Source organism: Nocardioides allogilvus (assembly GCF_003047285.1).
Classification (GTDB): domain Bacteria; phylum Actinomycetota; class Actinomycetes; order Propionibacteriales; family Nocardioidaceae; genus Nocardioides; species Nocardioides allogilvus.
Window position 1 is genome coordinate 53,992 of sequence record NZ_PZYX01000006.1, and the last position, 20,873, is coordinate 74,864.

Below are 20,873 nucleotides of genomic sequence, written 5' to 3' on the forward strand. Positions count from 1 at the left end.
TCCAGGAGAATCAGGGTTGACGTCTGCTCCTGACGATACCGCCGGTGTCTCACTGTGCGCCCGGAGAGGTGATTGACGAGACACGCTGATGGACGATGTCCCCATGACAGCCTCCGTCGAGATCCCCCAGCACCTGTTCACGGCCATCGACCACGTGGGGATCGCCGTCCCCGACCTGGACGAGGCCATCGCCTACTACCGCGACACGTTCGGGCTCCACGTCGCGCACGAGGAGACCAACGAGGAGCAGGGGGTGCGCGAGGCGATGCTCGCCGTCGGCGACTCGGGCTCGCACATCCAGCTCCTGGCCCCGCTCAACGCGGAGTCGACGATCGCCAAGTTCATCGACCGCTCCGGCCCGGGCATGCAGCAGCTGGCCTACCGCGTCACCGATGTGGAGGCGGTCTCGACGATCCTGCGCGAGCGCGGCGTGCGACTGTTGTACGACGCACCCAAGCGCGGCACGTCCGACAGCCGCATCAACTTCATCCACCCGAAGGACGCCGGCGGAGTGCTCGTCGAGCTGGTGCAGCCGGCCGCAGCACACTGACCTACGACGGGCCGGTTGGGAAGTACGTCACAACCCGCCCCACACCCGGTTACTCACGGGTACCTTGACCCTCGATCTTGGCCACAACTGCCTCACCAGGAGACATACGTGCAGAACATCCTCGACGCCATCCAGAGTGGCAACGCGACGTCCGACGACTTCGCGAACCTCGAGCTCCCCGACCACTACCGCGCCGCCTTCGTGAAGAAGGAGGACGTGGACATGTTCGAGGGCATGACCACCAAGGAGAAGGACCCGCGCAAGTCGCTGCACATCGGTGACGTCGCGCTGCCCGAGCTCGGCCCGGGCGAGGCCTACGTCGCGGTGATGGCCTCCGCCATCAACTACAACACCGTGTGGACCTCGATCTTCGAGCCCGTCTCCACCTTCGGCTTCCTCGAGCGCTACGGCCGCCTCTCCGAGCTGACCAAGCGCCACGACCTCGACCACCACATCGTGGGCTCGGACCTGGCCGGCGTCGTGCTCAAGACCGGCCTGGGCGTCAACTCCTGGAAGCCCGGCGACGAGGTCGTCGCGCACTGCCTGTCCGTCGAGCTCGAGGGCCCCGACGGCCACAACGACACGATGCTCGACCCCGAGCAGCGCATCTGGGGCTTCGAGACCAACTTCGGTGGCCTCGCGCACATCGCCCTGGTCAAGTCCAACCAGCTGATGCCCAAGCCCGCGCACCTCACCTGGGAGGAGGCCGCCGCTCCCGGCCTGGTCAACTCCACGGCGTACCGCCAGCTCGTCTCCAAGAACGGCGGCGACATGAAGCAGGGCGACAACGTCCTGATCTGGGGCGCGTCCGGCGGCCTCGGCGGCTTCGCGACGCAGTACGCCCTCAACGGTGGCGCCAACCCGATCTGTGTCGTGTCCAACGAGGAGAAGGCCGCCATCGCCCGCAGCATGGGCGCGGAGCTGATCATCAACCGCTCCGAAGAGGGCTACAAGTTCTGGAACGACGAGAACACCAAGCAGGACCCCAAGGAGTGGAAGCGCTTCGGCGCCAAGATCCGCGAGCTCACCGGCGGCGAGGACATCGACATCGTCTTCGAGCACCCGGGCCGCGAGACCTTCGGCGCCTCGGTGTTCGTCACCCGCAAGGGCGGCGTCATCACCACCTGCGCGTCGACCTCGGGCTACATGCACGAGTACGACAACCGCTACCTGTGGATGAACCTCAAGCGCATCATCTCCTCGCACTTCGCCAACTACCGCGAGTCGTGGGAGGCCAACCGCCTCATCGCGCAGGGCAAGATCCACCCGACCCTGTCGAAGACCTACTCGCTCGACGAGGTCGGCCAGGCCTCGCTCGACGTCCACAAGAACGCCCACCAGGGCAAGGTCGGCGTGCTCTGCCTCGCGCCCGAGGAGGGCCTCGGCGTGCGCAACCCGGAGATGCGGGCCAAGCACATCGACGCGATCAACCGCTTCCGCGGGGTCTGATCCAGTCCGGACACACAGCATTCACACCCCGGCACGCGATTCGTCCGCGAGCCGGGGTGTGTTTGTCCGCGCTGGTCAGACAGACTGGTGCGAAGGCCATCGGCCACGACACAAGCACGACACAGAGACGTAGAGAGTGGGTGCTCCACCATGAGCAGCGATCAGGGCCTGTCCATCTTCGACGAGGAGCCGGAGCCCGACACCGACCTCGACGCCGAGGTGTCGTCCCCGACCGCAGCCAAGGGCGCGCCCCAGAAGGGCGCCTCGGTGGATGACACGGCCACCCAGGTGATGCCCACGGTCTCGAAGTCCGCACCCCAGCCCGCCACCACGGCGCCCAGCGTCTCGGCGAAGAAGCCCCCGGCGCCCGCGCGCACCGCGCCGACCAGGACCTCCACCCAGACACTCGGCGAGTCGCTGGCCCAGGGGTCCGCCCGCCCCTCGACCTCGACCCCGGCGCCGACCACGACCGCGACCTCGTCGCCGTCGGGTGCAGCCGCCGGAGCAGCCCTGCCCGTCGTTCGCCGTGGCGGCTACGACAAGCCCGCCGTCGACCAGCGCCTCGCGCAGCTCGCCGCCGAGAAGTCCGGCCTGAGCAGCAGCCTGAGCGCCTCCGAGCAGCGCGTGCTGCAGCTCGAGTCGGAGCTGGAGAGCCTGCGCGCCGAGCTGGCCGAGAACAAGTCCCCCTCCTACGCCGGCCTGGGCGGTCGGGCGACCTCGATGCTCAAGCTCGCCGAGGAGGAGGCCGCCGACGTCCGCACTGCCGCCGCCCGCGACGCCGAGGAGATCCGCCTCCAGGCCAACCGCGACGCCAAGGCCGTGCGCGCCGAAGCAGCGCGCGAGGCCGACGACATGCGCCTGGTCCAGCTCAAGGAGCTCGACGAGATGCGCAGCCGGCTCACCGCCGACGCCGAGCAGGAGCGCACCCTGGCCAAGGGCGAGGCCTCCGACCTCCTGGCCGCCGCCAAGCGCGAGGCCGACCAGGTGCGCCTGGCCGCCCAGCAGGAGACCAACGAGCTGCTCACGACGGCCAAGCGCGAGGCCGAGCAGGCCCGTGCCGCCGCCGACCGCGAGGTGCAGGAGGCCCGGCGCACGCTGGCCGTGGAGAAGGAGCGCCTCGCCCGCGAGGCCACCGACCACCACACCAACGCCACCTCCGAGACGCAGCGACTGGTCCAGGAGGCCGAGCAGCGTGCCAACGCGGCCGAGCAGCGCGCCCGCGAGGCGACCACGCAGGCCAACGCCCACCGCCAGCAGGCCCAGAGCGAGGCGGAGGGCCTGCTCACCCGGGCCCGCCGCGAGGCCGAGCAGATCGTCGCCTCCGCGACGACGCAGGCCGACTCGATCGCGTCCAGCGGCGCGGCCGACGCCGAGCGCGAGCTCGCCGCCGTCCAGGCCGAGGTCGAGCGGATGACCAAGCGCCGCGACGCGGTCTCCGCCCAGCTCGGTGCGCTGCGCGACGTGGTGTCCGGCTTCGCCGAGGACGAGTCCTGACCTGGCTCGACCGCCTCCGGGCGGTCACCCCCGGCAAGGACACCCCACGACCGACACCGGGTCTCGACTCCCTCCAGGACTACGTCGAGGACGCGGTCGACCAGGCCGCCGACCAGGCTGACCGCGCGGAGGCCTCCGCCGACCGTGCAGACCTGGCCGCCGAGGACGCCCGTGACTCCGCGGAGACCTCGGTGGCCGTCGCCGAGCGCATCGACGACGCGACCGACCTGGTCGTCGACGGCGCCAGCACAGCGGCGTACGCCGATCCCCCGGCCGTGCCCGCACCCGAGACGCCCTCGCTGCTGCGCCACTCTCCCTTCAACATCGGCTTCTTCGGGGCCCTCGGCGCGATCATCGCGGTGTTCTTGAGCCAGCAGCTGCTCAGCATCTCGTCGGTGCTGATCCTGCTCGTGATGGCGATGTTCCTGGCGATCGGCCTCAACCCCACCGTCGAGTGGTTCATGAAGCGCGGTGTGCGCCGCGGCATCTCCGTGCTGATCGTGCTGGCCGTCGTCATCAGCGTGATCGCGCTCTTCGTCATCGCCGTGGCGCCGGTGATCAGCGAGCAGATCGCCCAGATCACCGAGAACGCGCCCGGCTGGTTGCAGGACCTCCAGCGCAACCAGCGCGTCCAGCAGCTCGACGAGCGCTTCGCGGTCATCGACAAGCTGCAGGACTACGTCACCGAGGGCGACTTCGGCCAGCGGGTCTTCGGTGGCGCCCTGGGCGTCGGCCTGGCCGTGCTGTCGGCGCTCGCCAACGCGTTCATCGTGGTCGTGCTGATGGTCTACTTCCTGGCCTCGCTGCCGAGCATCAAGCACGCCGCCTACAACCTCGCGCCCGCCTCGCGCCGGGCCCGCGTCAGCGACCTGGGCGACCAGATCATCCGCTCCACCGGCTCCTACGTCGCCGGGGCCTTCCTCGTCGCGGTGTGCGCCGGTGTCAGCACGCTCATCTTCACGTTCGTCGTCGGCCTGCGCGACTACAGCTTCGCGCTCGCCTTCATCGTCGCGCTGCTGTCGCTCATCCCTGTCGTGGGTGCCGTCGTCTCCGGCATCATCATCACCCTGCTGGCGCTCACCGTCTCACCGACGGTGGCGATCATCTCGGCGATCTACTACGTCGCCTACCAGCAGGTGGAGTCCTACTTCATCTATCCGCGGATCATGAAGCGCTCGGTCGACATCCCGGGCTCCGTCACGGTGATCGCGGCACTCGTCGGCGGCTCGCTCATGGGCATCGTCGGCGCGCTCCTCGCCGTACCCGTCGCCGCCGCCCTGCTGCTGCTGCACCGAGAGGTGCTGCTCAAGAGGCAGGACGCTCGCTGAGGTCCTGCTCCTCCGGGAGCGGCTCGACCGCGAGAGCACTGGCGCCCTCGCCGAGCTTGACCACGACGACGCCGGCCAGCACCAGCACGCCGCCGAGCATCTGCACCGTGCGCGGCAGCTCGCCGAGCAGCACCCAGGCGAAGACCAGCGCCATCAACACCTCGAGCAGTGCCACGAAGGACGACAGGCGCGAGCCCAGGCGACGGCCGGCCGCGATGCCGGTGACATAGGCGAAGGCGGCGGTCACCAGGCCGAGCGCGAGCACCGGCACCCACCACACGACCACGCGCGAGTCGTAGACGACGTCCGCCGTCGTGGCCCGCATGGGCAGCACTCCGAGCCAGCCGGCCGCGAGCAGCACGACTCCCCCGACCACCAGTCCGGCGGCGGCGAGGCTGATCGGCGGCAGCCCGTTCTCGGTGTCGGCGCCGATGACGAAGTACGTCGCCGCGCCGACCATCGCACCGAGCGCCCAGAGCACTCCGGTGGTGCTGAGGTCGGCACCCGAGACGACGTCGAGCACGAGGACCAGCCCCAGGGCGGCGATGACCGCCCCGACGACGGTGAGCCGGGTGGGACGGCTGCCGTGGCGCAGCCACAGCCACATGACCACCGCAACCGGTGCGGTGTACTCGATGAGCAGCGCCACCCCGACCTGCATGTAGCTGACGGCGTAGAAGTAGCACAGCTGCGCGCCCGCGACCGCGGCGATGCCGTAGGTCAGCACGGTCAGGCGGCTGTCACGCACCAGGTGCCAGCGGCCGCGCAGCGCGAGGGCGCCCGGCACGACGAGCACCAGCGCGGCGATGGCGATGCGGGCCGACACCGCGGCGCCGGCCGTCCAGCCGGCGTCGAGCAACCCGCGGGCCAGCGCACCGGAGAGCCCGAACGAGACGGCCGACGCGACCGCGAAAGCCAGTCCGGTGGTCGTGCCGGAGCGGCCCGCCACCAGCCTGTCATGAGTCATGGTCGCCATGGGTCATGACGCTAGTCCGACATTGGTAAGGTGTCAATGTGGCTTTCACTCATGACACCGCGGCGGCTCTCCAGTCCGCCGTCGCCCTCGCCAACACGGCCCTGGAGCCGGACACCCTGACGACCGTCGAGGCGCTGTCGGAGTTCTATGCCGAGCACGAGTACTCCGGCGGGCACCAGCAGGACGAGGGCGAGCTGGAGGCCGTCCGCGCGATCCGCGACGCCCTGCGCGAGCTCCTCACCGCCGACCGCGCACGCTCCGTGGAGCTGGTCAACGCCATCCTCGCCGACGCCCGGGCCGTGCCCCGACTGGTGCGCCACGACCGACTCGACTGGCACATCCACGCCATCGACGACGAGGCCCCGCTCGCCCAGCGGGTGATGGTCGAGACCGCCATGGCGATGATAGACGTGATCCGCGCCGACGAGCACAACCGGCTCGACCTCTGCGCTGCCGACGACTGCAACGGTCTCGTGGTCGACCTGTCGCGCAACCGCTCGCGTCGCTACTGCTCGACGGCGTGCGGAAACCGCGAGGCCGTCGCGGCCTACCGCGCTCGGCAGAAGGCCTGACTCAGGCCGGCACGAACCGCTTCAGCACCTCGACGAACACCTCGGGCTGCTCGGAGTGCACCCAGTGCCCCGCGCCCTTGATCGTCACCCGGCGCACGCGCGGGAACAGCCCTTCCATCGCCGGGGCGTAGTCGTCGAGGACGTAGGGCGAGTTGGCTCCCCCGATCCACAGCACGGGCTTGTCGAAGACCCCCTCGACAGTCGGCCAGTCACCGAGCGCGCCGAGCTCGTCGCCGAGCAGCTCCAGGTTCAGCTGCCACTGCCAGGAGTCACCGTCCCGGCGCAGGTTCTGCAGGAGGAAGGAGCGCACCGTCGTGTTGGGTACGGCGCCGCGCAACGCCGCGTCGGCATCAGCCCGGCTCGAGAGCGAGCCCAGGTCGAGTGCCCGCATCTCCTCGATGTAGCCGGCGAACTCACGCCGCCCGGCGTCGTAGGCGACGGGCGAGACGTCCACCACGACGAGCTTCTCGACGAGCTCGGGGTGGCGCAGCGCCAGGGTCATCACGATCTTGCCGCCCATGGAGTGGCCGACCAGCGTCACCGGGTCGTCGGCGGAGAAGAGCGTGGCGACGGTGTCGGCCATGTCGGCGTACGAGAACTCCTCGGTCCACGCCGACCGACCGTGGTTGGGCATGTCGATCAGCAGCACCCGGTGGTCCGCGGCGAACGCCTTGGCGATCTGCGTCCAGTTCTTGCCCTGCCCGAAGAGGCCGTGGCAGAAGGCGATCTGGGGGCCCTGCTCCCCCAGCCGGGTCACGTTCAGCTGCGTCGCGCTCACCGGGTCAGTGTGTCAGCACGCAGCGATGCGCCAATCGGGAGGACCGACTAGAAGTCGAACCCGTCGAACATCCCGCCGATGCCGTCGCCGATGCTCCCGAACATGTCGCCGAGGCCCTCGCCCAACGCGCCGATGCCTTCGCCGAGGCCGTCGAAGCCACCGCCGAAGAGCATGCCCATGAACATCCAGTCCATCGGGCCGAAGCCGCCGAAGTAGCCCTGGGCGTAGGGCTGGTAGGCGCGACCGCCCTGCCAGTAGGGCACCCGCCGCGAGCCGACCATCACCTTGCGGATGTCGGGCTCTGCACCGACCCGCACCCGCTCGGCGTCGAGCTGGCAGGCCGGGACGTCACGCCGGGCGCCGCCGGGCGGGGTGTAGGGCACGTCCACCACGGACATGCCGTGGCGCGGGTCGAAGAAGCACGGCGGCCGCCGTGTCGGCAGCGGCCGGCCGTCGACGCGGGCGCGCACGCAGGCCATGGCATAGCGGCCGTCCTCGAGGATCTCGGTGACGTGGCGGATGTCGTCGGGCTTGCTCATCTTGGCGGCCGCGGTCTTGGACGACTCGTAGGCGTCCAGGGCGCGCTGGTAGTCGGCGTTCTCGCCGGCACCGAGGTCGCGACCAGCCATGTCGATGTCGAGGTCCTGCAGCTCCACGCCGAGGGCGGTGACGTCCTCCTCGGCCAACCGCTTGACCGGCTCGAGCTCCGCCTCGGCCTTGGCCAGCTGCCGCTTCTTCGCGGTCTGCCCGGCGGTCACAGCCGCCACCACGAGCCCACCCAGCACCACGAGCAGCAGCACGATCTCCATGCCCGCAGCCTACGCGGGCGCTCCACGTCGCGGCGGCGCACAGGCTGCCTGCCAGACTCCTCGCATGGCAACCGACGAGCGCTTCGAGGTCACCCGCTCCTTCCCTCATCCCCCAGCCGACGTGTTCGCGGTCCTGTGCGATCCTCAGGGCCACGTCGCCATCGACTCGTCGGGCATGCTCCAGGACGCCGAGGGCGATCCGGTCTCCGCCGTGGGCGACTCGTTCGTCGTCCACATGGATCGCGAGGCGCTCGGCGACTTCGACATGGGCCAGTACGACGTCACGGTGACGATCCGCACCTTCGAGGCCGACCGCGAGATCGCCTGGACGGTGCTCGGCCGCCTGCGGCCGCAGATCGGCCATGTCTTCGGCTACCGGATCGAGCCGACCGACGGCGGCGGCAGCCTGGTCACGTCCTACTACGACTGGTCCGACATCGCGCCGCACTGGCGGGAGGCCGGCATCTTCCCGGTGCTCTCCGAGAGCGCCCTGAAGGCGACGCTCGGCATCCTCGAGCGCACGGTGCGCCGCGGCTACCCGCTCGTGGCCGCCCGCTGAAGCCGCTCCCCCAGCTCGGCCGCGACGGTGGCCAGCTCGGGCGGTTGGAGGAACTCGCAGTCCAGGCCCGTCATCACGCAGTGGAACGCGAGGTACTCCAGTGAGTCGATGCCTGCCTCCAGCAGGGTCGTCGACTCGTCGATCGCCGTCAGGGTGACCCAGCGCGTGCTGACCTTCGCCGCCACCTCCTCGAGGCCCGCCAGCACGCGCACCTGGGCCTGGTTGCTGTACGGCGCCCGGCTGATCGCGTTCTGGACGTACTCCGACGGGTCGGGGTGCTCGCGGAGCGTGAACCGCCAGGTCGACGGCGTCACGGCGCGCATGCGGTCGAGCCGGAACGTCCGCCAGTCCTCCCGGTCGACGTCCCACGCCATGAGGTACCACCGCCGGCCGGTCGCGACCAGCCGCACGGGCTCCACCCAGCGCTCGCTCGCAGCGCCGTCGCGGGCGTCGTAGCCGAACCGCACCCGCAGCAGGTCGCGACAGGCCTTGGCCAGGGTCAGCAGCACGTCGCCGTCGACCAGGTCCGCGTTGCTGCTCAGCGTCTCGGTCGACTGGTGGATCGCCTTGACCTCCGAACGCAGCCGCGGCGGCATCACCTGGTCGAGCTTGGCGAGGGTGCTCAGGGCTGCCTCGCTCGCGCCCGTGACCGTGCCGCCGGCCGCGAGGCGCAGCGACACCGCGATGGCCACGGCCTCCTCGTCGTCGAGCAGCAGCGGTGGCAGGTCCTTGCCACGGCCGAGCTGGTAGCCGCCGCCGAGGCCCTGGGTCGCCAGCACCGGATAGCCGAGGTTGCGCAGGCGGTCGACGTCGCGCCGGATGCTGCGCGTCGTGACGCCAAGCCGCTCGGCCAGCTCGGGGCCGGTCCAGACCGGTCGCTGCTGGAGGAGGGACAGCAGGCTCAGCACCCGCTGGGTGGTGTCGCTCATGGCGTCATGCTGGCAGACAGGGCGGACAGATCCTGTCCGCGTCGCCAGCCGATCGGCACAAGCAGGCCGCGGGCTCACCCCCGCGAATCCCGCGGCCTGCTGTCTGCGCCGGCGGGTGGACTGTCCCCTGTGCGGTCCACACGCCTCGGCTGCAGGACTAGGTTCTCGCGCTCCGGAGGGCCCCGGCATCGGTAGTCCTACCTATTCAGTGGCGCATCACCGATAGATTCGCCCCGTGCTCACCCCATGTCTCGGTCGCGAGCAGACCCAGGCTCGTCTCGCGACGGCGTTGGCGGCCTCGCGCTGGGTCAGCATCGTCGGCCCGCCCGGCAGCGGAAAGACCCTGCTGGCACGACATGCGGCCGCCCGGGGCCACAGCACGTGGGTCAACGCGCGCGGGATGCTGCGCGCCGACGAGGTGCTCTCGGCCTGCCTGGACGCCCTCGACGTCCCGCCCACGCCCGGCGACTCCCCCGAAGGTGCCCTGTGCCGGGCGATGGACGGCCTCGACTCGCTGCTCGTCGTCGACGGCCTCGACCTCGATCCGGGTGTCCTGGGCCCGACCTTCCAGCAGGTCATGTCGTCCACCTCCGAGGCCCGGCTCGCCGTCACCTCGGTGACAATGGCCGGGCAACCGGCCGAACGCGTCGTGCGCGTCGCCCCGTTCATGGTCCCGCGCGACCACGAGCCCCTCTCGGGGCCGGCCGTCGACCTCTTCCTGCACCGCGTGGAGGCCGCCGGCGGACACCCCGTCGACCTCGAGGCGCACGCGGACGACGTACGTCGCCTGCTGCACGCCACCGGCGGGCTGCCGCTGCTCATCGAGCAGATCGCCGTGCAGATCGCGCTCGTCGGCGTCACCAACGTGGTGCCGACCGCCTCGCTGTCCGAGGCGGTGCACGGGTCCTACGAGCTGCTCGACGACGACCAGCAGCTCTGCTTCCGGCGACTGGCGCAGATGACCTCGCCGGTCTCCATCGACGTCGTCGCCGAGATCACTGGCGTCGACCGCGACCGGGCCAGCCTGCTCGCCGGCGGCCTGGTCCGCCGCAGCCTCCTGGAGCTGATGCCCGACGGCCGCTTCGACATGCTCACCCCGATCCGGCGCCACGGGCAGTTCCTCACCGCTTCCACCGACGACCGGGAGCGGGCCAACCGCGCACTCCTCTCGTGGGCCGATCGCATGGCCCCGGCCGACCACAACACCGGCGCCGCCGACGCAGGCTGGCTGGTCGACCTGCCGGTGATGCGGGCCGCGATCGCGGCGGCCTGCGCAGCGCCGGAGACCCGTGACCTCGGTTATGCCCTCGCCAACCGCATCTTCTCGTCCCTCTACACCTCGATGCGCGCCCGCGAAGCGGTGGAGATCCTGGAGGCCACCCTCGTCAGCGGGGACGGCCCGGCCGAGATCGGCGCCTCCGTGGCTCGCCGCGCCGGCATCGCCGCCTCCGAGGTCCGCGGCACCTACGAGGGACTGTGGCTGCTCGACCGCGCGGACGAGCACGCCCTCAGCGCCCCCGACCCCGACGACCAGCTGGCCAGGAACGCCTCCATCCGCGCCGAGATGCACCTCGACGCCGGCGCCCTCGTGAAGGCCGAGGCCGAGGCCCGCCGCGCCCTCGACCTCGGTGAGACCACCGTGATCACCCGGCAGGCCGCGCGCACCCTGGCCGATGTCCAGGTCTCGAGGGGTGCGTTCCGCGACGCGACCGTGACGCTCACCGACCTCCTCGCAGCGCGCGACCACAAGGACGAGCGCTGGATCTCGCTGTCGGCGCGCACGCTGCTCGCCCGCATCGCACTCGAGCAGGGACGCCCGACGGAGGCCACGTCCGCCGCCAGGGCGGTCGTGGCCGATGCCCGCGCGGTCGCCGAGGACCGGGTGGCGCTGATCGCCGAGACCCTCCTGCGTCACCTCGACCCGGACTTCACCCCGGTCGAGGTCGACCGCGAGTCGCTCCCCTGGGCCGTGCGCATCCCCGTGCTCGCGCAGGACGCGCGCGAGATGCTCCGCGACGGTGACCAGCAGCGCGCTGCCGGCCTGGCCGCCGACGTGGTCGTGCTGGCCGACAGCACCGGCCTGGGCCGCGACGCCGTCGAGGGCCGGCTCCTGCTCGCCCGGGCCCTGCTGGCCAGCGGTGACCAGGGACAGGCCATCACCACCTTCCTGGCCGCTCTCGACAGGGCGGCGGAGATGCCGATGCCGCTGCGCGTCGCCGACGCGCTCGACGGCCTCGCCTGGATCGGCCAGCAGCGCGATCTGCGCGACGCCCGCACCCTCGCCGCCGCCGCCGTTGCCCTGCGCGCACCCCGCCAGGCAGCGTCCTGGGGCTACGCCGCCGACCAGCCGCTGGGCGTCGGCCGCTCCGTTCCGACCGGCTGGATCGTGGACAACGACTTCACCCCGGCCGGCGTGGAGGCCGTCGTCGGCCTCTTCTCCGGGGCGACCGGTCCCGCGACCGGGAGCGTGCTCGACCTGCTCAGCAACGCCGAGCGCCAGGTCGCCGAGCGGGTTGCACTCGGGTTGACCAGCCGCCAGATCGCGGCCGACCTGTTCATCTCGCCGCGCACCGTGGACGCACACCTCACCCACATCTACCGCAAGCTCGACATCACCACTCGCGCCAAGCTGGCCGCTCTCGTCGTCGACCCGGGCTGAGCGCGTGCGCGTCGAGGTCACCGCGACCCGTCGACTCACCTTCGACGACGGGAGCCCGGTCCGCGCCGCGTCCGCGATCGTGTCGTACGGCGATGGCTGGCTGATCACCCAGGACGACTCGACGCTCGGGGCGCACTGGCGCCCGGGCAGCGTCCTCCCGCTCCGCCTGCTGGACCCCGTCGAGGGACTCGACACGTTCGCCTCGGCGGACGGGAGCAAGCACCTCAAGCCCGATCTCGAGGCAGCCTGCGTGCTGCCCGACGGCACCGTCCTGCTGCTCGGGTCGGGATCGACGCCCGCCCGGCGGCGCGGTGTCCGGCTCTCAGGGCAGGAGGCGGTCGTCGAGGACCTGACCGCCCTCCTCGGTCGGGTGGCCGTGGCCCTGGGTGTGCCGCACGACGTGCTCAACCTCGAAGGTGCCTGCCTGGTCGGTGACCGCCTGCGCTGGTTCCACCGCGGGCTGCCCGCGGCGGGATGGCCGAGCGCGAGCGTCGACCTGCCCCTCGACGTACCCCTGCACGAGGCGAGCCCGGACGGCGTCCTGCGCTACGACCTCGGCACCGTGGCCGGTGTCGGGCTCGCCGTCACCGATGCCGTGGCGCTCGGCGACGGGCTGGTGCTCGTCAGCGCGGCCGCGGAGGACTCCCCCAACACCTACGACGACGGACCGGTGGTCGCTTGCGCCCTGGTCCTGCTCGACGGCGACCGCGTGCTCGACCGCGCCCAGGTCCCCCTCGTCGACGACCGGATCGCGAAGATCGAGGGGCTGGCCGTCGTGGACGAGACAGGGTCGGGCGCACGGCTGGTGGCCACCATCGACGCCGACGACCACACGAGCCCGTCGCCGGTGCTGGAGCTCAGCGTCGGCTGGTGATCAGCGCCGGGTGTAGTCGCGGAAGCCGCGCTGGGTCTTGCGACCGAGGTAGCCCGCCGTGACGAGGTGCTCGAGCAGCGGGGCCGGGGCGAAGCCGGGCTCGCGGAACTCGAGGTAGAGCTCGCGCTGGATGGCCAGGGACACGTCGTTGCCGACGACGTCGAGCAGCTCGAACGGGCCCATCGGCAGCGCACAGCCCTGCTTCATGGCGGTGTCGATGTCGTCGGCCGTGGCGTAGTGGGCCTCCAGCATCTTCACCGCGTCGTTGAGGTAGGGGAAGAGCAGCGCGTTGACGATGAACCCCGCCCGGTCGCCGCAGGAGACGGCAACCTTGCCGACCTGGTCGCACAGGGCACGGACCGTCTCGGCGACGTCCTCGGCGGTGGCGACCGTGGAGACGACCTCGACCAGCTTCATGATCGGCGCCGGGTTGAAGAAGTGCATGCCGACGACGTCCTGCGGCCGCGCGGTGGCCTTGGCCAGCGCGATCACGGGCAGGGACGAGGTGGTGGTGGCCAGGATCGCGCCCGGCTTGCAGATCTCGTCGAGGTTCTCGAAGAGCGTGGTCTTGATCCGCAGGTCCTCGGCGATCGCCTCCACGACGAGGTCGACCGTGGCGAGGTCGTCGAGGGAGGTGCTGCCGGTGAGCCGGCCCAGCACCTCGGCCTTGGTGGCCTCCTCAAGCTTGCCGCGCTGTATCGCCTTGTCGAGCGAGCGCTCGATCGTGGCGCGCACGCCCTCGACCTTGGCGTCCGAGCGACCGACGTACACGACGTCCAGGCCGCTCTTGGCGAAGACCTCGACGATGCCGGCGGCCATGGTGCCGGTGCCGACGACGCCGACGGTGGCGATCGGGCGCCGGAGCTGGGGGACGTCGTCGGCCGACGGCGTGTGCACGTCGGCGACGACGGCGGAGCTGTCGACGCTCTCGTAGGTGTAGAAGCCCTTGCCGGTCTTGCGACCCAGCAGGCCCGCGGTCACCATCTGCTTCAGGATCGGCGCCGGGGCGTGCAGCCGGTCGCGGCCCTGCTTGTACATCGTGTCCAGGATCTCGTACGCCGTGTCGAGCCCGATCAGGTCCAGCAGCGCCAACGGACCCATCGGGTAGCCGCAGCCGAAGCGCATGGCAGCGTCGATGTCCTCGCGGCTGGCGTACTTCGTCTCGAACATCGAGGCGGCATGGTTGAGGTAGCCGAAGAGCAGCGTGTTGGCGATGAAGCCCGCCTTGTCGCCGCACACAACCGGGTTCTTGCCCAGGGTGCCGACCAGGCCCTCGACGTCGGCCAGCACGGCGGGCTCGGTGACGACGGTGCGGACGATCTCGACGAGGTTCTGCACCGGCGCGGGGTTGAAGAAGTGCACGCCCACGACCCGGCCCGGCCGCGTGTTGGCGGTGGAGATCTCGGTGACCGGCAGCGAGGAGGTGTTGGTGGCCAGGATCGCGTCGGGCTTGACGATGTCGTCGAGCCGGCGGAAGAGGTCCTTCTTGATCTCGAGCGACTCGATGACCGCCTCCACCACGAAGTCGGCCTCGGCGAGTGCCGACAGGTCGGTGGCGAAGGAGATGCGTCCGAGGATCTCGGCCTGGTCCGCCTCGGACATCTTGCCGCGCGACACCGCCCGGCCGGTGGAGTGCGCGAGGTGGCCGCGGCCGCGCTCGACCGCCTCATCGCTCAGCTCGACACCGATCACGCTGAAACCGTTGCGGGCGAAGACCTCGGCGATGCCGGCGCCCATGGTGCCGAGGCCGATGACCCCGATGGTGGTGAAGGTCCTCGGAGCGCGCTCAGATGATGCAGTCGTCATGCGGGCAGCATGCCATGCACGTACGGGCGCGCAACGAGGTCCCCTGGCCCGCACGGAGCGGGCCGAGGGGACCTCGAACGGCTACTTGTCAGTAGGTGCGGAAGCCCTCGCCGCTCTTGCGACCGAGCTTGCCCTCGGCCACCAGGGTCTCCAAGGTGGCCGCCGGCGCGAAGCCCTTCTCGCCGAACTCGGCGAAGAGCTCCTGCTGGATCGCCAGCGACACGTCGTTGCCGACGACGTCGAGCAGCGCGAAGGGTCCCATCGGGAAGCCGGCCTGCTCCTTGATCGCGTCGTCGATCTCGTCGATCGTCGCCGCGCCCGACTCGACCAGCTTGACCGCGTCGTTGAGGTAGGGGAACAGCAGGCAGTTGACGATGAAGCCCGACCGGTCGCCGCACGAGACCGCGACCTTGCCGACCTTGGCGCACAGCGCCAGCACGGTCTGGTTGACGTCGGCCGAGGTGGCCTCGGTCGTGACGACCTCGACCAGCTTCATGATCGTGGCCGGGTTGAAGAAGTGCATGCCGATGACGGCCTCGGGACGCGAGGTGACAGCGCCCAGGGCGGTGATGGGCATCGAGGACGTGGTGGTCGCCAGGATCGCACCGGGCTTGCAGATCCGGTCGAGGTCCTTGTAGAGGTCGGTCTTGATCGCGAGGTCCTCGGCGATCGCCTCGACGACGATGTCGACGTCCGCGAGCGCCTCGCGGTCGGTGGCACCGGTCAGGCGGGCAAGCGTGGCCGCCTTGGCGTCCTCGTCGATCCGGCCCTTCTCGACCAGCTTGGACAGGCCCTTGTCGATGAAGGCGACAACGCCGGCGATCTTGTCCTCGCCGCGACCCACGAAGACCACGTCGTAGCCGGCCTGGGCGAAGACCTGGACGATGCCGGAGGCCATGGTGCCGGTGCCGACGACGCCGACGGTGGTGATCTCCTGCTTCAGCTCGGGCGCGGCCGCGCCGGCCGCGTCACCGGACGCGGCAAAGGTGCCGTCCTCGGTCGCCAAGGTCGAGATCACCTGGGCCGGCTGGTGGAGCGGGTCACCCGAGTCGAGGAACCGAGCTGCCAGGCCCGCGCGCACGGCGGCGGCGCCCAGCTCGTCGACGACGGTCAGCGGTCCCTTCGGGTAGCCGCAGCCGAAACGCATGGCGTTGTCGATGTCGACGGCCGAGGCGTAGCCCGCCTCGAACATGCGGGCGGCGTGGTTGAGGTACGGAAGGACGAGCGTGTCGTGGATCTGCTCGTTGGTCAGCTCGGTCATGCGGCAAAGTGTGACATCGGTTTACACCGGCGGGTAACCCGTCCCACCTGAGACGTCGATCACCCGGGAGTCGGGAGCCGGCTCGAGGTGACTGTAGATTCACGCCCCGTGAGAATCGTCGTTGCGCGCTGCCAGGTCGACTACGCCGGGCGGCTGACCGCCCACCTGCCGATGGCGACCCGGGTGCTGATGATCAAGGCGGACGGTTCCGTGCTCGTCCACTCCGACGGCGGGTCCTACAAGCCGCTCAACTGGATGTCGCCCCCGGCGACCTTCCGCGAGGGCGCCACCGACGACGGGCAGGTCGAGTGGACCGTGACGGCGGCCAAGACCGACGACACCCTGCGCATCCTGATCGAGGAGATCCACAGCGACTCCAGCCACGACCTCGGCATCGACCCCGGCCTGCAGAAGGACGGCGTCGAGAAGCACCTCCAGGAGCTGCTCGCCGAGCATCCCGCCACCCTGTCCGACGGCCTGACCCTCGTCCGCCGGGAGTTCCCCACGGCGATCGGCCCGGTCGACCTCATGTGCCGCGACGACGCCGGCCTGAGCGTGGCCGTGGAGATCAAGCGCCGCGGCGACATCGACGGCGTGGAGCAGCTGACCCGCTACCTCGAGCTCCTCAACCGCGACCCGCTGCTCAACAGCAAGGGTCCCGTGCGCGGCATCTTCGCCGCCCAGGAGATCAAGCCGCAGGCCCGCGTGCTCGCCACCGACCGCGGGATCGCCTGTGCGCTCGTCGACTACGACCTGCTCCGCGGCATGGACGACTCCGAGCACCGGCTCTTCTGAGCCTCGCCAGAACTTCCACTCGCACGAGCGGAAGTTCATCCGCCGTCGAGCGTGCGGACACTGATCCCGGGCTGCATTTCCACTCGCACGAGTGGAAGTTCATCGGCGGCGAGGGCAGGGCCGCACGGCCCGGCCTGACCGCTACCCTCGCCCGGTGACCTCACCCCCAGACAGGCGGATCTACCACATCGCGACGCGCGCCGACTGGCTCGAGGCGAGGCGGACGGGCGCGTACACGACGTCCACCGCGGGTCGCACCCTCGACGAGGAGGGCTTCATCCACGCCTCGCGTCGCGAGCAGGTGCAGGCCGTCTTCGAGCGCTACTACGCCACGGCGGGCGAGCCGCTCGTCCTGCTCGTCATCGACCCCGCGCGACTCGAGTCCGAGGTCCGCGTCGAAGAGGTCGGCGACGACACCTACCCGCACGTCTACGGCCCGATCACGCCCGCAGCAGTGGTGGACGTGCTGCCGCTGGACAAGCGCGGGGGCACCGAGGCGCTCCTGGCCATCTATGCCCGCGAGATCGCCGTCCGGGTCGGCCTGGCCATCCTCGCGATGCTCATGGCGTACGGCGGAGCCGAGATCGGCGACGCCGTGTCGGACGCCGAGGGCGCCCCGCTCGTGGGAGCCGTCGCCGGGCTCGCGCTGGGGCTGGCGCTGATGGTCGTCGTGCTGCGCCGCAGGGCCTGATCACGTCGGACATAACCTGACGCCGAATCAGGTCGTTGACCCACCGACGAAAGGTCGGTCAACCGATGACGCGCTCCCAGCCCAGGTCAATTGCCATCGCGATCGCCGCGCTCCTGTGCCTGGCCGGTGGCCTGCTGGCGCTCTCGGGGGCACCCGCGTCGGCACACGAGGAGCGCCCGGCCGTCTTCCCCGACGGCTCGGGCTCGGTGCCGACTTTCCTGGGCCTGGACAATCCGCGACAGCGCGTGGTGTGTCGGCCCGACAGCGACGAACGCATCGCGCGCATGAAGGCGGGCGCGCTGAAGCGGCGCAACCAGTCGCTGCTGCGGCAGTGCGAGTTCCACTCCATCCAGGACGCCATCGACTCGATCAGCAAGCGTCGCACCTCGGTCTACGTCCTGCCCGGGCGCTACCTCGAGGCCAAGCACGCCTCCTCCGCTCGCAGCGACTACTGCTCGCACCTGCGGACCGAGTCGAACGACCCGCTGGACGTCTCGCAGTACATCGGCAGCATCGCCTCCAGCCTCTCCGCGGAGGAGGCGGCCGACGCCGGGGAGAGCAACCCGATCGCGCTGTCCTACGCAGACCAGCGGCGTTGCGCCCACAACCTCAACCTGATCGCGCTGTTCGGCGACCGCACACCCGCCGACGACGACATCGCCTGCGACAGCCACTTCTGCGGCACCCAGGTCGTGGGCACGGGACGCCGGATGACCGACGTGCTCGTGGACAATCGCTTCAGCAAGCTCAACGCGTTCCGCGCCGATCGAGCCGGCGGTGTCTACCTCCGCAACATGACGTTCCAGCAGGCCGAGTTCAACGCCGTCTACATCCTCGAGACCGACGGCTTCGTCGTGGACCGGGTGCTGACCCGCGGCAACGACGAGTACGGCGTGCTGGCGTTCGCGAGCGACCACGGCCTCATCAAGGACTCCGAGGCCTACTACAACGGTGACTCAGGGATCTACCCCGGCTCGGGCAGCGACCTGAACGGCGACAACCCCGACTTCGAGGTCTCCCGCTACGCCATCGAGATCCGCAACAACCGCAGCCACCACAACGCGCTGGGCTACTCCGGCACGGCCGGCAACTCGATCTGGGCCCACCACAACAAGTTCTACGCCAACGCCACCGGCATCGCGACCGACTCGCTGTTCCCCGGACACCCGGGCCTCCCCCAGGACCACGCGCGCTGGAACCGCAACGAGATCTACAGCAACAACATCAACTGGTACGAGAAGTTCGTCGACACCGGTGTCTGCGCGAAGCCGATGGAACAGCGCGGCTACCTCGACGGCACCGTCTGTCCGGTCATCCCGACGCCGGTCGGGACCGGCGTGCTCATCGCCGGAGGCAACTTCAACTCCACGGACCACAACTGGATCTACGACAACTGGCGCTACGGCACCATGCAGTTCTGGGTGCCCGCCCCGCTCCGTGACGAGTTCGACCCGCAGAAGCTCTTCGACACCTCGCACGGCAACCGCACCTTCGACAACCAGATGGGACTCGCGAAGGACGGCACCATCGCGCACAACGGCTCGGACCACTGGTGGGACGACCAGGGCACTGGCAACTGCTGGGAGGGCAACGCCTACTCCCGAGGCGCGCAGACCGACAACTTCACGATCCAGCCCCCCGGGTGCGCCGACGGCGGTTCGGTGCTCACGCCCGGGCTCCCGGTCAAGGACGCCGGGTTCTTGACCTGCAGCCAGTACGACCGCAACGACGAGGTCCTGCGTCACCCACCCGGCTGCGAATGGTTCGACACCCCCGCCAAGCCGACCGCGGCGGCGCCTGCGCGGGCCACGTCGCAGCCGGCCGGACGGAAGGTCGCGCCCGCGGCGCCGTACCTCGGGGTGCTCCCCGGGCTGCTGTTCGTCGCCGGGCTGGGGATGGTGCGCCGTGCCAGGCGTCGGTCGTAGGCGACTCGCCGGGCTGGTCGGCCTGCCGGCCGCGCTGCTGCTCGCGGGCGGCGTCGCCGTGGCGACCACCGGCAGCAGCGAGCCCGGTCACCTGCGGGCCATCGGGCCGGTCTCGGTGACCGGCACCGAGGGGACCGGCGTGTTCGAGATCGGCGACCGCACCATCCGCCAGGTCCGGTACGCCGACCGATCGGCGCTCGCCTACAGCTTCGTGCTGCACAACGGGACCGGCGACGACACGCACCTGCACTCCGACGCGGCAGACCAGACCGGCACCCGGCTGTTCCACTTCGCGGGGCTCACCGCCGACGGCGCGAACGCGTTCGTGGTGCCGGCCGGGGAGTCACGCAGCGTGACCCTGACGCTGACCATGAGTGGGTGCGAGACCCTCGCTGCGCGCTCTGGAAGCTTCTACGACACCGTGGTGCTGCGCACCGAGGACGGAACGGTCGAGCTCGACCTGCCCGAGGAACTGCACACGGGCTCACCGCGGGAGGCCGCGTGCCCCGACTCGACGGCCACGTCGCGACCGCAGGGATGACTCAGGCGGCCTTCTTGCCGGCCTTCTTCATCTTGGACTTCTTCACCTTCACGAGCTTGCGCTTGTGCACGGTGTAGCCGTCGGGCAGCGTGCCTTCCTTGAGCATGCGCAGGGGGCAGCGGTTGCACTTCGTCCTGGAGACGCAGCACTCCTTCTTCGGAAGCTTCGCGACCTTGCCGCTCTTGCCCTTGCCCATGATTGGCACGATACCCGAAGAAGGCTTGCCTTACCTAAGGTGTCCCGCACCTCACATCGGGAGCTGCTCGCCCGCCCAGGAGCGCACGATCCAGCCGTCCGCGTCCGCGGCGAGCTCGACCACGCCGCAGTTGGCCAGCGGTCGCGACAGCGGGAAGCGACGCTCGAGGTTGCGTGCGAGGTTGGGGATCGCCGTACAGATCGCGCCGCCGTGGCTGATCACGAGCACGGCCTCGCCGCGGTAGCGGTCGGCCGCCTCCTCCAGCACGCCGCACACCCGCGCCACCACCTCGGAGCCCGACTCACCCCCGGGGACCGGCGTGTCCAGCCTGCCGTCGATCCAGTCGTCGAAGACGGGCCGGAAGGGATCGGGGTCCGCCGGCTGTCCGGCGTGCGAACCGACTCCGAACTCGCGGAGGTCGTGCCGGACGGTGACCCCGACGCCAAGGCGCGCGGCGATGATCTCGCCCGTCTGCACGGCCCGCGACATCGAGCTCGTGTAGACGTGCGCGATCCGCTGCCCCGCGAGCGCGTCCGCCAGCCCCAGCGCCTGCTCGCGCCCGAGCAGGCTCAGGCTGCCGCCGGCGTCGGAGAGCAGCTCGGACTCGTAGTCGGCTTCACCGTGCCGGGCCACGAACACCCGGGCGGCACACTGCAGGTCACCCATGCAGGCGACCCTATC

The 20,873-nt window shown here is 70.6% G+C and carries 20 protein-coding genes; 12 read left to right on the forward strand and 8 right to left on the reverse strand.

What is annotated here, in order from left to right; genetic code table 11:
* Window positions 1-103: 103 nt before the first annotated feature.
* The 4 genes from mce to C9J87_RS10970 all read left to right on the forward strand — a co-directional run bounded on the left by mce (window position 104) and on the right by C9J87_RS10970 (window position 4,821).
* Window positions 104-550, forward strand: coding sequence for a methylmalonyl-CoA epimerase (gene mce / locus C9J87_RS10955; protein ID WP_036492422.1), 447 nt, complete (start codon window positions 104-106; stop codon window positions 548-550).
* A gap of 108 nt (window positions 551-658) precedes the next feature.
* Window positions 659-1,999: a crotonyl-CoA carboxylase/reductase gene (gene ccrA / locus C9J87_RS10960; RefSeq protein WP_010832425.1), complete on the forward strand. Its 1,341-nt coding sequence runs from the start codon at window positions 659-661 to the stop codon at window positions 1,997-1,999.
* 150 nt (window positions 2,000-2,149) lie between these two features.
* Complete coding sequence (locus tag C9J87_RS10965) at window positions 2,150-3,493, forward strand: coiled-coil domain-containing protein (RefSeq protein WP_010832424.1); 1,344 nt, start codon at window positions 2,150-2,152, stop codon at window positions 3,491-3,493.
* Window positions 3,494-3,684: 191 nt separating this feature from the next.
* Window positions 3,685-4,821 (forward strand): AI-2E family transporter, encoded by a 1,137-nt coding sequence (locus C9J87_RS10970; RefSeq protein WP_010832423.1) that lies wholly within the window; start codon window positions 3,685-3,687, stop codon window positions 4,819-4,821.
* Here C9J87_RS10970 and C9J87_RS10975 read toward each other — a convergent pair.
* Window positions 4,799-5,797: an EamA family transporter gene (locus C9J87_RS10975; protein ID WP_107705545.1), complete on the reverse strand. Its 999-nt coding sequence runs from the start codon at window positions 5,795-5,797 to the stop codon at window positions 4,799-4,801. The genes C9J87_RS10970 and C9J87_RS10975 overlap by 23 nt on opposite strands.
* Window positions 5,798-5,835: 38 nt before the next feature.
* Between C9J87_RS10975 and C9J87_RS10980 the strand changes: the two genes are divergently transcribed.
* Complete coding sequence (locus tag C9J87_RS10980; RefSeq protein ID WP_010832421.1) at window positions 5,836-6,369, forward strand: CGNR zinc finger domain-containing protein; 534 nt, start codon at window positions 5,836-5,838, stop codon at window positions 6,367-6,369.
* A gap of 1 nt (window position 6,370) precedes the next feature.
* On the opposite strand, the gene C9J87_RS10985 is transcribed toward C9J87_RS10980, so the two are convergent.
* Window positions 6,371-7,147 (reverse strand): alpha/beta fold hydrolase, encoded by a 777-nt coding sequence (locus C9J87_RS10985; protein ID WP_010832420.1) that lies wholly within the window; start codon window positions 7,145-7,147, stop codon window positions 6,371-6,373.
* A gap of 47 nt (window positions 7,148-7,194) precedes the next feature.
* Window positions 7,195-7,956, reverse strand: a complete 762-nt coding sequence (locus C9J87_RS10990) for a hypothetical protein (RefSeq protein WP_107705546.1) — start codon at window positions 7,954-7,956, stop codon at window positions 7,195-7,197.
* A gap of 64 nt (window positions 7,957-8,020) precedes the next feature.
* Here C9J87_RS10990 and C9J87_RS10995 point away from each other — a divergent pair, with 64 nt between their 5' ends.
* Window positions 8,021-8,515, forward strand: a complete 495-nt coding sequence (locus C9J87_RS10995; protein ID WP_010832417.1) for an SRPBCC family protein — start codon at window positions 8,021-8,023, stop codon at window positions 8,513-8,515.
* Here C9J87_RS10995 and C9J87_RS11000 read toward each other — a convergent pair.
* Complete coding sequence (locus C9J87_RS11000) at window positions 8,491-9,444, reverse strand: helix-turn-helix transcriptional regulator (protein ID WP_010832416.1); 954 nt, start codon at window positions 9,442-9,444, stop codon at window positions 8,491-8,493. The genes C9J87_RS10995 and C9J87_RS11000 overlap by 25 nt on opposite strands.
* A gap of 235 nt (window positions 9,445-9,679) precedes the next feature.
* On the opposite strand from C9J87_RS11000, the gene C9J87_RS11005 reads away from it, so the two are divergent.
* A complete protein-coding gene (locus tag C9J87_RS11005) occupies window positions 9,680-12,103 on the forward strand; it encodes a helix-turn-helix domain-containing protein (RefSeq protein ID WP_157953176.1) in 2,424 nt (807 codons plus the stop codon).
* Between the two features lie 4 nt (window positions 12,104-12,107).
* A complete protein-coding gene (locus tag C9J87_RS11010) occupies window positions 12,108-12,977 on the forward strand; it encodes a DUF6910 family protein (protein ID WP_107705548.1) in 870 nt (289 codons plus the stop codon).
* Here C9J87_RS11010 and C9J87_RS11015 read toward each other — a convergent pair whose 3' ends face one another.
* Complete coding sequence (locus C9J87_RS11015) at window positions 12,978-14,783, reverse strand: 3-hydroxyacyl-CoA dehydrogenase family protein (RefSeq protein ID WP_107705549.1); 1,806 nt, start codon at window positions 14,781-14,783, stop codon at window positions 12,978-12,980.
* Between the two features lie 88 nt (window positions 14,784-14,871).
* The gene (locus tag C9J87_RS11020) at window positions 14,872-16,044 is read right to left on the reverse strand and encodes a 3-hydroxyacyl-CoA dehydrogenase family protein (RefSeq protein WP_107705550.1); all 1,173 of its coding nucleotides are present in this window, start codon (window positions 16,042-16,044) and stop codon (window positions 14,872-14,874) included.
* Window positions 16,045-16,152: 108 nt separating this feature from the next.
* On the opposite strand from C9J87_RS11020, the gene nucS reads away from it, so the two are divergent.
* The 4 genes from nucS to C9J87_RS11040 all read left to right on the forward strand — a co-directional run bounded on the left by nucS (window position 16,153) and on the right by C9J87_RS11040 (window position 19,996).
* On the forward strand, window positions 16,153-16,839 hold the full coding sequence (gene nucS, locus C9J87_RS11025; protein WP_010832411.1) for an endonuclease NucS: 687 nt from the start codon (window positions 16,153-16,155) through the stop codon (window positions 16,837-16,839).
* A gap of 154 nt (window positions 16,840-16,993) precedes the next feature.
* On the forward strand, window positions 16,994-17,530 hold the full coding sequence (locus C9J87_RS11030; RefSeq protein WP_198652334.1) for a DUF952 domain-containing protein: 537 nt from the start codon (window positions 16,994-16,996) through the stop codon (window positions 17,528-17,530).
* A 65-nt stretch (window positions 17,531-17,595) separates the two neighbouring features.
* On the forward strand, window positions 17,596-19,455 hold the full coding sequence (locus C9J87_RS11035) for a right-handed parallel beta-helix repeat-containing protein (protein ID WP_107705551.1): 1,860 nt from the start codon (window positions 17,596-17,598) through the stop codon (window positions 19,453-19,455).
* Window positions 19,436-19,996, forward strand: coding sequence for a hypothetical protein (locus tag C9J87_RS11040; RefSeq protein ID WP_010832408.1), 561 nt, complete (start codon window positions 19,436-19,438; stop codon window positions 19,994-19,996). Before C9J87_RS11035 ends, C9J87_RS11040 begins: the two co-directional genes overlap by 20 nt.
* A 1-nt stretch (window position 19,997) precedes the next feature.
* Here C9J87_RS11040 and C9J87_RS11045 read toward each other — a convergent pair whose 3' ends face one another.
* Together C9J87_RS11045 and C9J87_RS11050 are read right to left on the reverse strand one after the other, a co-directional pair.
* Window positions 19,998-20,192: a hypothetical protein gene (locus tag C9J87_RS11045; protein ID WP_036490460.1), complete on the reverse strand. Its 195-nt coding sequence runs from the start codon at window positions 20,190-20,192 to the stop codon at window positions 19,998-20,000.
* 51 nt (window positions 20,193-20,243) lie between these two features.
* A complete protein-coding gene (locus tag C9J87_RS11050) occupies window positions 20,244-20,858 on the reverse strand; it encodes a histidine phosphatase family protein (protein WP_107705552.1) in 615 nt (204 codons plus the stop codon).
* Window positions 20,859-20,873: the final 15 nt, after the last annotated feature.